The following is a 13,332-nucleotide window of genomic DNA, read 5'->3' on the forward strand; positions in this document are numbered from 1 at the left end:
TCAGCCGGCGGGGGCGTCCTTGGCGTGCGGCTGGGCGCTGATCAGCTGGATGCGGAAGATCAGCACGCTGTTGGCGGGGATTGGTCCCTTGTCCTCGGCGCCGTAGGCCATCTCGGGCGGGACGTAGATGATCCACTCGTCGCCGGGGCGCATCTGCTGCAGGGCGATGGTCCAGCCCGGGATCAGCGGCCGCAGGGGGAAGGTGTTGGGCTCGCCGCGCTTGAACGAGGAATCGAACACCTCGCCCGTGGTCAGCTTGCCCTCATAGTGGACGGTGACGTCGTCGGACAGCTTGGGATGGGCGCCGTCGGCGGGGCCGGAGCGGACCACCTGATATTGCAGGGCGGGCATGACCGTCACGCCCTTGGCCTTGGCGTTGCGTGCCAGGAACTCGGCGGCGGGAACGGCGCGGGCGGGCGCGGGCGTCGCGGCGGGCTCGGCGGCGAAGGCCGCGCCGGCCATGAGGCCGAAGCAGGCCGAGGCGGCGAGGGCGAGGCGCGCGGGTTTGGCGGAGGTCATCGGGCTTTCCTTGCAGGAAGAGACGGGAAGGGCGGGCGGGGGCGGCGCGCCGCCCCCGCCGCGCGGTCAGAAGTCGTAGGTGACGCGCAGGCCGATGGTGCGCGGCCGGACGTAGTACTGGCGCACGCCGGTGCGGCTGGTCTCGGCGACGGTGACGCCCCGGCGGTCGCCGACGTTCTCGACGAAGCCCTCGATGCGGGCCCCGCCGAACTGGCCGGAGGCGCGCAGGTCGAGCACGCCGTAGCCGCCCTGGCGGATGGCCCCGCCCAGGTCGCTCGGCGCCGAGGAGACGTAGCGGTACGACGCCGACGTCGTCGGCTTGAACGGACCGTCCCAGCGATAGATGGCGGTCGAGGCCGCCCGCCAGCGCGAGGCGCCGGGCAGGATGGTTCCCGCCGGCGTGACGGAGGAGCCGTCGTCGACGGCGTCCTTCAGCTTGGCGTCGAGATAGCCGACCGACGAGATCAGGTCGAAATGCGAGGTCGGCCGCCAGGTGGCGGCGAGGTCGACGCCGATGTTGCGGGCGCCCCCGACATTGTCGGCGTAGGCCAGGTTGTCGCCCCGCACCCGCAGCAGCTGAATGTCCTGCCAGTCGATGTAGTAGACCGTGGCGTCGAGCAGCAGGGTGCGGTCCAGCCAGGCGGTGCGCGCGCCGATCTCGTAGTTGATCAGCGAGTCCGAGCCGAAGCTGGCCGGCGACGGATAGAGCGACGACTGCGGGATGGCGTTCGGCCCGCCGAACCGGTAACCGCGCGACACCAGGGCGTAGTACATGTGCTCGGCGTCAGGTTCGTAGGTCAGCGAGACCTTCGGCGTGAAGCCGTCCTCGTGCGACTTGGCGTGCGAGCGCGAGACGAGCTGGCCGGTGGAGAACAGCGTGAACAGGCCGCTCTGAACCGTGTCGTTCTCCAGCTCGGTGTCGAAATAGCGCGTGCCGGCGGTCAGCCGCCAGGACGGGGCGAAGCGCCAGGTGGCCTCGCCGAACAAGGCCTTCTCGACGCCGTCGACGTGCAGCTTGTAGTCGGTGAAGCGGTCGTTCGGCGCGGCCAGCGCCCCGACGCCGGCGCCGAAGGCCCCGGCGAACAGCCGCTCGGTCAGGGCCCCGGCCCCGGTGAAGCCGGCGCCGCTGGGCAGGTCGGTCTCGATGTGGTTGTGGCTCGCCCCGACCAGCCATTCGATCGGGCCGCCGCCCTTGGAGGTCAGCCGCGCCTCGAACATGTCGCCGTCGGCGTGGCGGGCGGTGGTCAGCGGGATCGGCGGGGCCAGGCCCCGGAACACCGGGCCGAACACGGCGCTGAAGTCTGTGAGGTTGAGCGTGGTCTTGCGCGTGTGGGCGCCGCTCACCGTCAGGGTCGCGAAGTCGAGGTCGACGTCGGCGCGCAGCGAATTGATCCGCGCGTCCGAGCGGAACGGCTCCAGCAACTTGGTGGACCGCTTGAGCTCGCCCAGGGCCGGCTGGCCCCAGAAGGCGTCGTCGTTGTGGGTCTTGGAATAGAGGCTGAGGCCCGAGACCGAGATGCGGTCGGTCGGGCGCCATTCGACCATCAGCCGCCCGCCGGTGACGTCGATGGCGTTGGAATCCTTGCGGCCGACGCCGACGTTGTCGAGATAGCCCGGCGTCTCGCGATAGGTCCCGACCACGCGGACGGCCAGCTTGTCGGTGATCACCGGCAGGTTGACCATGGCCTTGGCGGTGTAGCCCAGGCGGCCGGACGAGGCGGTGGCGAAGGTCGAGGCCTCGACCCGGGCGGCGAAGGCGTCGGGGCGGGCCTTGGCGGCGATGTAGTTGACGGCCCCGCCCAGGGTGGCCGAGCCGAACAGCGTGCCCTGCGGCCCGCGCAGCACTTCGACCCGCTCGACGTCGAAGGTGTCGATGTCGGGAATGCCGGCGCTGTTGAACGGCTCGGTCAGCGGGATGTCGTTGAGGTAGACGCCGGTCGCGGCCTGGCCGACGTCGATCGAGGTGGTGGTCGACACCCCCCGGATGGTCACGGTCGACAGGCCGGGCATGGCGGCGTTGAACTGCACGCCCGGCGTGCGGGTCAGGTAGTCGGCGAAGCTCTGGGCGCCCAGCTGGTCGAGCTGCTTGCCGGTCATGGCGGTCACCGAACCGGCCACCTTGCGCACGTTCTCCTCGCGCTTGTTGGCGGTGACCACGACCTCATCGAGCTGGCCGACGGCTTCGTTTCCCGCCGAGGCCGCCGACGCGGCGGCGGGGGCCAGGGTGACCGTCTTGCCGCCGTCCTTGGACGAGGCGGCCAGGCCCGAGCCTTCGAGCATCAGGGCCAGCGCCTTCTCGGCGGTGTATTCGCCCTGGACGCGCCGGGTGACGACGCCGCGCAGCACCTCGGCCGGGGCGAAGATCTGCACGCCGGTCTGGCGGGCGTAGCTCTGAAGCGCCGAGGCGGCGTCGGCCTGCGGGATGTCCACCCGCACCGGGCCCTGCGGCTGGGCCCAGCCCGGCGAGGCCAAGGCGAGACTGACGACGGCGACGCCGGCCAGCAGCCCGCCTCGACGTCCAAGAACGCTGTTCAAGATCATTAATTCCCCCTCAGGGCTGTCCGTGGATGCAGGCCCTCGTGTTGGGGGAGATTCCGGCGGCCGGAATCCGCCATGTGCGTCGCAAAAAATTTAAGGCGCTGTCGTCTGGACGAGATGGACGGCGCCGTCCCTGTGCTCCACCCGCGCGCCCAGGGTGGCGGCGGCCTCGGCGAATCCGTCGAGATTGTTGGTGCGGAAAACCCCGAACACCGGCCGCTTGGCCAGGGCGTCGCCGACCACCACCACCTTGCGGCCGTCATAGCGCTGGAACTCGGCGGCGGCCGCCGCCAGGCTCTCGCCCTGGAAGATCAGCAGGCCGTCCCGCCAGGCGAGCCGCTGCTCGGCGACCTGGCGCGGCATCGGGCTGACCGCCACCACGCCGTCGCGGGCCTCGGCGGCCGCGCCGTGGGCCAGGCGCCTGGGCGGGCCGGCGCGTCCGCCGGCGTTGGAAAGCTCGACGACGCCCTCGGTCACGGCGACGTCGACCCGGCCGCCGCGCAGGCGCACGTCGAAGGCGGTGCCCACCGCCCTGACGGTGAGGTCGCCGGCCGTGACCAGGAAGGGGCGCGAGGCGTCGTGCGCGACCTCGAAACTGGCTTCGCCGCGTTTCAGCGCGATGCGGCGGCGGTCCTTGGCCATCCGCACCACCACGGCCGAGTCGGTGTTCAGGGTGAGGACCGAGCCGTCGGCGAGCACCAGGCGGCGCATCTCCCCGACCTGGCTTTCATAGGTCGGCGGGCGGTCGGCGAGGAACCAGGCGCCGCCGCCGGCCAGCACGGCGGCGGCGGTCAGGCCGGCGGCGAGGCGGCCGGCGGGGAGCCTTGCCCGCCGCGCGCGGGGCGGGGTCGGAGCGGCGACCGGCGGCGCGGCGGCTTCGGGCTCGCGCCCGGCCGCCAGCGCTGCGCGCTCGGCGGCGACGTGCTCGGAGGCCAGCCGGTCGAGGTCTAGCCACGCCGCCTGGGCCCGGTAGAGGGCGCCCTGGTGGCGGGGGTCGGCCCGCACCCAGGCGTCCAGCCGCGCGGAAGCGTCGGCGTCGAGGGGGCCGGCGTCCAGCCGGGCGGCCCATTCGGCGGCGGTGCTGGCGATGCGCCCGCTCATCGGCCGGCCGCCCGCAGCTTGGCGGCGGCGTCGGGCGACGCCGCCCGGCCGTCGGCCGTCTCGTAGCGTTCGAGCACGAGCTTGAGCGCCCGGGCGAGGTGCTTTTCGACCGTGCTTTCCGAAAGGCCCATATGGGCGGCGATCTGGCGCTGCGACAGGCCGTTCAGCTTGCGCAGGACGAAGGCCTCGCGGCATTGCGGCGGCAGGCTGTCGACGACGTCCTGGAAGCGGCGCAGGTCCTGGCGCGCGCTGAGCGCGGTCTCGGGGTCGGGGCCGCTGTCCATGACGTTGCGCAGGTCGCCGTCGGTCAGCCCGTCGATCATCACCACCCGCTCGCGCTTGACGTGCTCGAAGATCAGGTTGCGGGCGGTCTCGAAGAAATAGGCGCGGGGGTTGCGGATGGCGGCGAAATCCATGTTGCCGATGCGGGCGTAGGCTTCCTGGACGATGTCGTCGGCGTCATAGCCGCCGCCGAACCGCCGACGGCGCCCGCCGACCCAGCGCCGGACCTCGGCCTCGTGCGGCAGCAGATGCATCGCGATCCACCTGGCGCGCTCCGCCATCCCTTCGAAATCCCGGCTCAGTGGAGGGGAGACGCGCCGCGGGCCAGGCCCGGGGCGTCATGGAGCCGTGATGATCATATCATCTGAAACTAGCTGGCAAGCCCCGTCGGCGCCGCCTCAGCGGATCTGCCGCTTCTCCAGCTTGCGGGCCAGGGTGCGCCGGTGCATCCCGAGGCGCCGCGCCGTCTCGGAAATGTTGAAGCCGGTCTCGACCAGGGTTTCGTGGATGCGCTCCCATTCCAGGGTCTTGATCGAGGTGGGGCGCTCGGTGATCGGCGCCGTGGCGTCGCCCGCCGCCCGGCCGAACGCCGCCTCGATGTCGTCGGTGTTGGACGGCTTGGCCAGGTAGTGGCAGGCGCCCAGCTTGATGGCCTCGACCGCCGTGGCGATGCTGGCGAAGCCGGTCAAGACGACGATCAGCATGGCCGGGTCGTGGGCGTGCAGCGCCTGCACGCAGGAAAGGCCCGAGGCGCCGCCCAGCTTGAGGTCGACCACGGCGTAGCCCGGCGAGCGGCTCTCCAGCAGGCCGGCGGTCTCCTCCAGGCTGGCCGCCTGGATCACCTCGTAGCCCCGGCGCTCGAACGAGCGGCGCAGGGCCTTGGCGAAGTTGTCGTCGTCCTCGACGATGATCAGCAGGCGGTCAGCGGACATCGGCGCGCTCGATCTTGAGGGCGGAGAGGGGCAGGGCCAGCACGACCTCGGCGCCGCCGGCGCGGTTCTCGGCCGTCACCCGTCCGCCCAGCTTGCGCGCGACGTTGACCACCAGGAACAGGCCGAGCCCGCCGCCGAGGCGGCCCTTGCTGGAGTTGTAGGGCTTGCCGAAATTGGACAGCATCTCCGGCGTGAAGCCGGGGCCGCCGTCGCGGACGGTCAGCACGATCTCGTCCTCGCGCCGTTCGACCTTGACGCCGACCCAGTGCGGCGAGGCCTCCAGGGCGTTGTCGAGCAGGTTGAGGATCACCTGCTTGAGCGCCGAGTCCGAGACGATGGGCGGGGCCTCGCCGATCTCGACGACATAGTCGGCGTGGGTCACCGGGCGGCTCGATCGCCAGTCCTGCATGATGTCGTCGAAGAAGCCCTTGACGGTGGTCACCACCGGGCGCTCGCCCCGAGCCTCGCCGGCCGACAGCAGCACGCCGGTGACGATGGCCTTGCAGCGACGCACCTCGGCCTGCATGTCCTCGATCTCCTGGGCCAGCTCGGGGTCGGAGGCCAGCTTGGGCATCCGCCGCCAGTCGCCCAGTATGACGTCGAGGGTGGCCAGGGGCGTGCCCAGCTCGTGCGCGGCCCCGGAGGCCAGCAGGCCCATGCGGACGATGTGGTCCTCCTCGGCGGCGCGCTGGCGCAGGTCGGCCAGGCGGGCGTCCCGCGCCCGCAGGTTGGCGCTGATGCGGGTCATGAAGATCACCAGCAGCGCCGCGTTCAGCACGAAGCCGGCCAGCATCCCCTGGATGTGCAGGGCGAACAGGTCGCCGCCGTGGTGGCCGCCCAGGGCCAGGGGGCGATAGAACACCGTCAGGCCGCAGAAACAGGCGACGGTGATGGCCACCATCGCCCAGGTCGACCACACCTCCAGCAGCACCGCGCCCAGGATCACCTGCAACAGGTAGAGCGAGGTGAACGGGTTGGCCGCGCCGCCGCTGAGATAGAGCTGGGCGGTCAGGGCCAGCGAGTCGAGCGCCAGGACCAGGAACAGCTCGCCGTTGACCACGTCGGCCGGGCGCTTGAGCCGCATCAGGCTGGCGACGTTCAGGGCCACCAGCCCGGCCAGGACCAGCGACATGGCCGCCAGCGGCAGCGGGATGCGGAAGCCGAAATGCACGATGACGATGGTCGCCACCTGGCCGACCACCGCGATCCAGCGCAGGTGGATCAGCTGCAGCATGTTCTTGCGCTCGGCGGCGTCGCCGGGGGCCGAGGACGAGACGGTGATCCCCGAGGCCAGGCGCAGGGAGGCGAGCACCTTGTCAGCGGCCGAGCGCATGACCGTCCTTTCCGGCGCGGCCGCCCGGCGGCGGCGCATCGGCGGCATCTGAGCACGCCGGCCGGCGGTCGGCGACCGCTTTGCGCAGGCGGGCCTCGGCCAGGAACACTGCGCCGGCGCCGGCCGCCGTCATCGCGGCCAGGGCGAACCAGGTGAGCGCATAGACGAGATGGCTGTTGGGGAAGGCGGTCACGGTCAGGCCGCCGAGCGGCCAGCCGCCGGGATTGGGCGCGGCGTCGGCGTCGACGAAATAGGGGGCGGTCTCGCCCAGGCCGCGCGCGGCGGCGATGGCGGCCACGTCGCGCGAGTACCAGCGCCCCTCGGCGGGCGCGTTGCGGCGCAGGAAGCCGCCCTTGGGTTCGCTGATCCGCAACAGGCCCTCGACCGTCGCCGGCCCGGCCGGTCGGCCGGCGGCGCGGGCGGCGGGATCGCGCCGCTCGGGCGGGACGAAACCGCGGTTGACCAGGACGGTGAAGCCCCGGTCGGTCTTCAGCGGCGTCATCACCCAGAAGCCGGCCCCCTTGGCGGTGACGGCCTGGACCAGGGTTTCGCGGTCGTCGGCGAAGACGCCGCGCAGGCGGACCCGACGGTACTCGTCGGCGTCGCGCGAGACCTGCGGCCACGCCGCCGGGGGCGGCGGTTCGACGGGGGCCGCATGGAGCCGCCGCTCGACCCGGGCGATCAGGTCGAGCTTCCAGACCCGCCGCTGCAGCTGCCAGGTCCCGAGGGCGACGAAGCCGGCGAAGACGGCCAGCGCCAGCAGCCCGAGGACGGCCAGCGTCGCCGCCGAGCGCGGCCGGCGCGCGGCCGGGGCGTCCGCCGTCACGGCATGTTGCGCATGTCGTGGACGCTCATCGGCATCATGTTGTGGTTCAGATGGTACATCACCCATAGCGAACCGCTCAGCGTGATCACGACCAGCACCAGCGTGAAGATCAGCGCCAGCATGGTCCAGCCGCCTTCCGAGCGCGAGTTCATGTGCAGGAAGAACACCATGTGGACGACGATCTGCACCGCCGCCAGGGCCATCACCGCCAGGGCGGTGAGGCGCGGGTCGGGGATGACGTGGCCCATCACCAGCCAGAACGGGATGGCGGTCAGGATCACCGACAGCACGAAGCCGATGGTGTAGCCCTTCAGCGTGCCGTGGCCGGCCTCGTGGCCGTGCCCTTCGTGGGCGCCGGGGGCGCTGTGGTCGTGCGCGCCGTGGTCGTGCGCGTGGCTCGCCTGGCTCATCGCAGGGCCCCCATCAGATAGACGAACGAGAAGACGCCGATCCAGACGACGTCGAGGAAGTGCCAGAACATGCTCAGGCACATCAGCCGGCGCCTGTTCTCGGGGATAAGGCCGCGCTGGCCCACCTGGACCATCAGCGTGACCAGCCAGACGATCCCGAAGGTCACGTGCAGCCCGTGCGTGCCGACCAGGGCGAAGAAGGACGACAGGAAGGCGCTGCGCTGGGGCGTGGCGCCCTCGTGGATGAAGTGGGCGAACTCGGTCAGCTCCAGCCCCAGGAAAGCGGCGCCGAACAGGCCTGTGACCGCCAGCCAGGCCAGGGTGGTCTTCACCCGGTTCTGCTCCATGGCCAGCATGGCGAAGCCGTAGGTGATCGACGAGAACAGCAGCATCGAAGTGTTCAACGCCACCATCGGCAGGTCGAACAGGTCCGCGCCCGACGGCCCGGCCGCGTAGCTGCGGCCGAGGACGCCGTAGACGGCGAACAGCACCGCGAAGATGAGGCAGTCGCTCATCAGGTACAGCCAGAAGCCCAGCAGCGAGCCGTTCTCCGGGTGGTGCTCGACGACGTGGAACCGGGGGGCGGCCGCCGCGTCCTTGACGGGGATGTCCAATGTGGTGGCCATGGTCTTAGGCGAGGCTCGCTAGGGTCTTGGTGCGTTCGTCCTCGGCGCGGGTCACGTCCTCGACCGGGACGTAGTAGTCGCGCTTGTAGTTGAACGTGTGGGCGATGGCCGTGGCGACCAGGGCGACGAAGCCGCCCGCCGCCAGCCACCACATCTGCCAGATCAGCCCGAAGGCGACCGCCGTGGCGATCCCCGACAGGATGATCCCGGCGCCGGTGTTCTTGGGCATGTGGATCGGCACGAAGCCCTTGGTCGGCCGCTCATAGCCGCGCTGCTTCATGTCCCACCAGGCGTCGTGAGCGTGGACCAGGGGCGTGAAGGCGAAGTTGTAGGCCGGCGGCGGCGACGAGGTCGCCCATTCCAGGGTGCGGCCGTCCCACGGGTCGCCGGTCAGGTCGCGCAGCTGCTCGCGCTTCATGAAGCTGACGACGAGCTGGATCAGGAACGAGACGATGCCGAACAGGATCAGCACGGCGCCGAAGGCGGCGATGACGAACCAGATCTGCAGCGACGGGTCCTCGAAGTGGCTGACGCGGCGGGTCACGCCCATCAGGCCGAGCACGTAGAGCGGCATGAAGGCGAAGTAGAAGCCGACCAGCCAGAACCAGAACGACATCTTCCCCCAGAACGGGTCGAGCTTGTAGCCGAAGGCCTTGGGGAACCAGTAGGTGATGCCGGCGAACAGGCCGAACAGCACGCCGCCGATGATGACGTTGTGGAAGTGCGCCACCAGGAACAGGCTGTTGTGCAGCACGAAGTCGGCCGGGGGCACGGCCAGCAGCACGCCGGTCATGCCGCCGATGACGAAGGTGACCATGAAGCCGATGGTCCACAGCATCGGCACCTCGAAGCGGATGCGCCCCCGGTACATTGTGAACAGCCAGTTGAAGATCTTCGCCCCTGTCGGGATCGAGATGATCATCGTGGTGATGCCGAAGAACGAATTGACGCTGGCGCCCGACCCCATGGTGAAGAAGTGGTGCAGCCAGACCAGGTACGACAGGATGGTGATGACCACGGTCGCGTAGACCATCGAGGCGTAGCCGAACAGGCGCTTGCCGCAGAAGGTGGCGACCACCTCGGAGAAGATGCCGAAGGCCGGCAGCACCAGGATGTAGACCTCGGGGTGGCCCCAGATCCAGATCAGGTTCACGTACATCATCGGGCTGCCGCCGAAGTCGTTCGTGAAGAAGTTGGTGCCGGCGTAGCGGTCCAGCGACAGCAGGGCCAGGACGGCGGTCAGGATCGGGAAGGCGGCGACGATCAGGACGTTGGTGCACAGCGACGTCCAGGTGAACACCGGCATCTTCATCAGGCTCATGCCCGGCGCGCGCATCTTGACGATGGTGGCGATCAGGTTGATGCCCGATAGCAGCGTGCCGACCCCGGCTATCTGCAAGGCCCATATGTAGTAGTCGACCCCGACCCCTGGACTGTAGGCGATGTTCGACAGGGGCGGATAGGCCAGCCAGCCGGTGCGGGCGAACTCGCCGACGAACAGCGACATCATCACCGTCACCGCGCCGCCGACCGTCATCCAGAAGCTGAAGTTGTTCAGGAACGGGAAGGCCACGTCGCGGGCGCCGATCTGCAGCGGCACCACCAGGTTCATCAGGCCGGTGACCAGCGGCATGGCCACGAAGAAGATCATGATCACGCCGTGGGCGGTGAAGATCTGGTCGTAGTGGTGCGGCGGCAGGTAGCCGTGGTCGGCGCCGAAGGCCATGGCCTGCTGGGCGCGCATCATTAGGGCGTCGGCGAAGCCGCGCAGCAGCATGACCAGGCCGAGGATGATGTACATCACCCCGATCTTCTTGTGGTCGACGCTGGTCAGCCACTCGCGCCACAGATAGCCCCACAGGCGATAGTAGGTCAGCGCGCCCAGCACCGCGACGCCGCCGAGCGCGACCACCGCGAAGGTGGCGAGCAGGATCGGCTCGTGCAGGGGGACGGCGTCCCAGGTGAGGCGGCCGAATATCAGCTTGGCCAGGTCCGGTGAGGTGGACATCGTCTTACTCTGTTCTTCTCATCTCGGCGCGGCCGGAGACCGCGCCGTGTCGGTTACAGCGCCGGGGACGGGCGGTCGGAGCGGGCGGCGGTCTTGCGGGGCGGGATGGCGCCGTCGGTCGGGGTGCAGACGGCGGCGACGAACCGGCGCGCCGGCTCGGCCTCGGACCCGCGGCGGGCCCGCTTGTCGTATTCCAGCGCCAGCACGTTGTGGATCCCGGCCATGCCCAGGCCGCCGTCGGCGTCGATGCGCATCATGTCGTTCATGCACATCTTGCTGCGGTCGACGCACATGTTGAGGATGGCCGGATAGAGGTCGGCCTCGACGGCGGCGAAGCGGCGAACCGGCTCGTTCTCGCTGGGCCGTTCGAGCTGGAGATAGGTCTCGCGGTCCAGCCGGCCGCCGGCTGTCTTGACCCCGGCCGCCCAGGCGTCGAAGCCGGCCTTGTCGAGGCCGTGGAACTTGAAGCGCATGCCCGAGAAGCCGGCGCCGCTGTAGTTGGCCGAGAAGCCGTCGTATTCGCCGGGCTTGTTGATCACCGCGTGCAGCTTGGTCTGCATGCCAGGCATGGCGTAGATCTGGCCGGCCAGGGCCGGCACGAAGAACGAGTTCATCACCGACGAGGCGGTGATCTTGAATTCGATGGGCGTGTCGACGGGGGCGGCCAGCTCGTTGACGGTGGCCACGCCCAGGTCGGGATAGATGAACAGCCACTTCCAATCCAGGGCGACCACCTCGACGCGCAGCGGCTTGGCGTCGGCGGCCACCGGCCGGGCGGGGGCGATGCGGTCCAGGGGGCGGTAGGGGTCGAGCAGGTGGGTGCTCATCCAGGTGATCGCGCCGAGGATGACGATGATCACCAGGGGCGCGGCCCAGATCACCACCTCCAGCCGGGTGGAGTGGTGCCATTCCGGATCGTAGGCGGCCTTGGTGTTCGAGCGCCGGTATTTCCAGGCGAAGAACAGGGTCAGGGCGATCACCGGCACGATGATCAGCAGCATCAGGACGGTGGCGACGAGGATCAGGTCGCGCTGCTGCACGGCCACGTCGCCCGAGGGATTCATCACCACCATGTCGCAGCCGGCCAGCAGGACCGGCAGGGACAGGAGGGCGAGTCGACGCAAGAGGTTCACGAGAGGACCTGGACTGAAAAAAGGCGCATGAGCCCGGCCGTAGTCCAATCGCGCCGCCTTCGACATTGGACGCTTTGTCCTACCGCACCGCAACATGGCGAGAAGGCCGGCCGACGCCCGGCCAGGGAACATCCCGTGCTGCGGCGCGCTATCTCTGGCGTGCGCGCATTTGTGAATTTGCGCCGCCTCGTCGGGCGGGCCATGCTGCCCCGTAGAGACCGCCGACAAGGCGGCGGCGGCCCTATCGGCCGCGCAGGCAGGAAACCGAGGAGCGTTCAGCAGTCCCATGAGTCAGGAGTTCGCCGTCCCGTCATCGTCCCGCCTCGAACGGGACGCACGCAGGATCAACGCGGAACACGCCAAGGTCGCTCCCGGCGAAATCGCCATCGGCGTGATCATCGGCAGGATGTCGGAGTTCTTCGACTTCTTCGTCTACGCCATCGCCTCGGTGCTGGTGTTCCCGCAGCTGTTCTTTCCGAACGTCGATCGGCTGACCGGCACGCTGTACGCCTTCGCCATCTTCGCCCTGGCCTTCCTGGCCCGGCCGATCGGCTCGGTGATCTTCACGGTCATCGACCGCCGCCACGGGCGCGGGGTCAAGCTGACCATCGCGCTGTTCCTGCTCGGCGGTTCGACGGCGGCGATCAGCTTCCTGCCCGGCTACGCCCAGGCCGGAGTCCTGGCGGTGTGGCTGCTGGCGGTCTGCCGGATCGGCCAAGGGCTGGCCCTGGCCGGCGCCTGGGACGGCCTGGCCTCCTTGCTGGCCCTCAACGCGCCCGAGAACCGGCGCGGCTGGTATGCGATGATGCCCCAGCTCGGCGCGCCGCTGGGCTTCCTGCTGGCCGCCGGCCTGTTCGCCTTCTTCGTCGGCTCGCTGTCGACGGCCGACTTCCTCGACTGGGGCTGGCGCTATCCGTTCTTCGTCGCCTTCGCCGTCAATGTCGTGGCGCTGTTCGCTCGCCTGCGGCTGGTGGCCACCGAGGAGTTCGGCCGCCTGTTCGAACGCCGCGAACTGAAGCCCGTCTCGGTGCGGCAACTGATCCGGGGCCAGGGCGGCTACATCCTGATCGGCGCCTTCGCGCCCCTGGCCAGCTTCGCCATGTTCCATCTGGTCACGGTGTTTCCGCTGTCCTGGGTGACGCTGTTCGAGGGCGAGAAGGCGGTCAGCTTCCTGCGCCTGGAGATGCTGGGGGCCTGCGTCGGCCTGCTCGGCATCGTCGCCTCGGGCCTGATCGCCGACCGCATCAACCGCCGCAACCAGCTGGCGCTGGCCGCCCTGCTGATCGCGGCCTTCAGCTTCGTGGCCCCGTCGCTGCTGGCGGGCGGTCCGGCCGGCGAGACGGCCTTCATGCTGATCGGCTTCGGCGTGCTGGGCCTGTCGTTCGGCCAGGCCGCCGGCGCGGTCAGCGCCAATTTCGCCCGACGCTACCGCTACACCGGCGCGGCCCTGACCTCGGACCTGTCGTGGCTGCTGGGCGCCGGCTTCGCGCCGCTGGTCGCGCTGAGCCTGTCGAGCCGCTTCGGGTTGTTCGCGGTGGGCGGCTATCTGCTGTCGGGCGCGCTCTGCACCCTGGTCGCTCTGACGGTCAACCGGCGGCTCGAACTGCGCGAATAGGCGTCGTGA

12 protein-coding genes are annotated in these 13,332 nt (G+C 70.1%); 1 reads left to right on the plus strand and 11 read right to left on the minus strand.

The features are described 5' to 3' along the window. From C5708_RS03990 to cyoA, 11 genes are all read right to left on the minus strand, one after another. The gene (locus C5708_RS03990; protein WP_242918110.1) at positions 1-519 is read right to left on the minus strand and encodes an FKBP-type peptidyl-prolyl cis-trans isomerase; all 519 of its coding nucleotides are present in this window, start codon (positions 517-519) and stop codon (positions 1-3) included. Positions 520-585: 66 nt separating this feature from the next. Next, a complete protein-coding gene (locus tag C5708_RS03995; RefSeq protein WP_242918112.1) occupies positions 586-3,054 on the minus strand; it encodes a TonB-dependent receptor in 2,469 nt (822 codons plus the stop codon). Between the two features lie 96 nt (positions 3,055-3,150). Then, positions 3,151-4,158, minus strand: coding sequence for a FecR domain-containing protein (locus tag C5708_RS04000; protein WP_242918115.1), 1,008 nt, complete (start codon positions 4,156-4,158; stop codon positions 3,151-3,153). Continuing rightward, positions 4,155-4,694 (minus strand): RNA polymerase sigma factor, encoded by a 540-nt coding sequence (locus C5708_RS04005; RefSeq protein WP_242918118.1) that lies wholly within the window; start codon positions 4,692-4,694, stop codon positions 4,155-4,157. The genes C5708_RS04000 and C5708_RS04005 overlap by 4 nt, the downstream gene beginning before the upstream one ends. 144 nt (positions 4,695-4,838) lie before the next feature. Further along, positions 4,839-5,372, minus strand: a complete 534-nt coding sequence (locus C5708_RS04010; protein ID WP_242918120.1) for a response regulator transcription factor — start codon at positions 5,370-5,372, stop codon at positions 4,839-4,841. Beyond that, complete coding sequence (locus tag C5708_RS04015; RefSeq protein WP_242918121.1) at positions 5,362-6,705, minus strand: ATP-binding protein; 1,344 nt, start codon at positions 6,703-6,705, stop codon at positions 5,362-5,364. The genes C5708_RS04010 and C5708_RS04015 overlap by 11 nt, the downstream gene beginning before the upstream one ends. Further along, the gene (locus tag C5708_RS04020) at positions 6,689-7,483 is read right to left on the minus strand and encodes an SURF1 family protein (protein WP_242918512.1); all 795 of its coding nucleotides are present in this window, start codon (positions 7,481-7,483) and stop codon (positions 6,689-6,691) included. Before C5708_RS04020 ends, C5708_RS04015 begins: the two co-directional genes overlap by 17 nt. A 44-nt stretch (positions 7,484-7,527) precedes the next feature. Further along, on the minus strand, positions 7,528-7,941 hold the full coding sequence (gene cyoD, locus C5708_RS04025; protein WP_242918123.1) for a cytochrome o ubiquinol oxidase subunit IV: 414 nt from the start codon (positions 7,939-7,941) through the stop codon (positions 7,528-7,530). Next, the gene (cyoC, locus tag C5708_RS04030) at positions 7,938-8,567 is read right to left on the minus strand and encodes a cytochrome o ubiquinol oxidase subunit III (RefSeq protein WP_242918125.1); all 630 of its coding nucleotides are present in this window, start codon (positions 8,565-8,567) and stop codon (positions 7,938-7,940) included. Before cyoC ends, cyoD begins: the two co-directional genes overlap by 4 nt. 4 nt (positions 8,568-8,571) lie before the next feature. Then, the gene (gene cyoB / locus C5708_RS04035; RefSeq protein WP_242918127.1) at positions 8,572-10,575 is read right to left on the minus strand and encodes a cytochrome o ubiquinol oxidase subunit I; all 2,004 of its coding nucleotides are present in this window, start codon (positions 10,573-10,575) and stop codon (positions 8,572-8,574) included. Between the two features lie 53 nt (positions 10,576-10,628). Next, positions 10,629-11,699: a ubiquinol oxidase subunit II gene (cyoA, locus tag C5708_RS04040; RefSeq protein WP_242918129.1), complete on the minus strand. Its 1,071-nt coding sequence runs from the start codon at positions 11,697-11,699 to the stop codon at positions 10,629-10,631. A gap of 295 nt (positions 11,700-11,994) precedes the next feature. Between cyoA and C5708_RS04045 the strand changes: the two genes are divergently transcribed. Then, on the plus strand, positions 11,995-13,323 hold the full coding sequence (locus tag C5708_RS04045; protein WP_242918131.1) for an MFS transporter: 1,329 nt from the start codon (positions 11,995-11,997) through the stop codon (positions 13,321-13,323). Positions 13,324-13,332: the final 9 nt, after the last annotated feature.

The sequence above is a fragment of the Caulobacter sp. CCUG 60055 genome, assembly GCF_022750545.1.
In the GTDB taxonomy this organism is placed as follows: domain Bacteria; phylum Pseudomonadota; class Alphaproteobacteria; order Caulobacterales; family Caulobacteraceae; genus PUIC01.

What these genes read in the sequence shown, in the direction of transcription:
- C5708_RS03990 (WP_242918110.1), bottom strand. Translation starts at nt 519, where the DNA reads ATGACCTCCGCCAAACCCGCGCGCCTCGCCCTCGCCGCCTCGGCCTGC.
- C5708_RS04000 (WP_242918115.1), bottom strand. Translation starts at nt 4,158, where the DNA reads ATGAGCGGGCGCATCGCCAGCACCGCCGCCGAATGGGCCGCCCGGCTG.
- C5708_RS04005 (WP_242918118.1), bottom strand. Translation starts at nt 4,694, where the DNA reads ATGCATCTGCTGCCGCACGAGGCCGAGGTCCGGCGCTGGGTCGGCGGG.
- C5708_RS04010 (WP_242918120.1), bottom strand. Translation starts at nt 5,372, where the DNA reads ATGTCCGCTGACCGCCTGCTGATCATCGTCGAGGACGACGACAACTTC.
- C5708_RS04015 (WP_242918121.1), bottom strand. Translation starts at nt 6,705, where the DNA reads ATGCGCTCGGCCGCTGACAAGGTGCTCGCCTCCCTGCGCCTGGCCTCG.
- cyoD (WP_242918123.1), bottom strand. Translation starts at nt 7,941, where the DNA reads ATGAGCCAGGCGAGCCACGCGCACGACCACGGCGCGCACGACCACAGC.
- cyoC (WP_242918125.1), bottom strand. Translation starts at nt 8,567, where the DNA reads ATGGCCACCACATTGGACATCCCCGTCAAGGACGCGGCGGCCGCCCCC.
- cyoB (WP_242918127.1), bottom strand. Translation starts at nt 10,575, where the DNA reads ATGTCCACCTCACCGGACCTGGCCAAGCTGATATTCGGCCGCCTCACC.
- C5708_RS04045 (WP_242918131.1), top strand. Translation starts at nt 11,995, where the DNA reads ATGAGTCAGGAGTTCGCCGTCCCGTCATCGTCCCGCCTCGAACGGGAC.